At 67.3% G+C, this 263-nt stretch carries 1 protein-coding gene; it reads right to left on the bottom strand.

Annotated elements, in window-relative coordinates; translation table 11 throughout:
• A partial coding sequence (locus AC3A6G_RS27470; protein ID WP_487875106.1) for a methyl-accepting chemotaxis protein occupies positions 1-263 on the bottom strand: 263 nt, incomplete at both ends.

Raw genomic sequence — 263 nt, 5'->3', positions numbered from 1 at the left:
CTGCCGGCCTCGACCTTGCCGACAGAGTCGTCGATCAGGCCCTTGATCTCCTTGGCGGCCGCGCCCGAGCGCTGCGCGAGGCTGCGCACTTCCGAGGCCACGACCGCGAAGCCGCGGCCCTGTTCCCCCGCACGTGCGGCTTCCACCGCTGCATTGAGCGCAAGGATGTTGGTCTGGAACGCGATGCCGTCGATCACGCCGATGATGTCGACGATCTTGCGCGACGAGGCATTGATCGAGGCCATGGTGTCGACCACCTGGCC

Source organism: Variovorax sp. Soil_C_26 (assembly GCF_057657075.1).
Note: the sequence above shows the minus strand (reverse complement) of the source record. Positions and strands in the feature narration are given on the sequence as shown.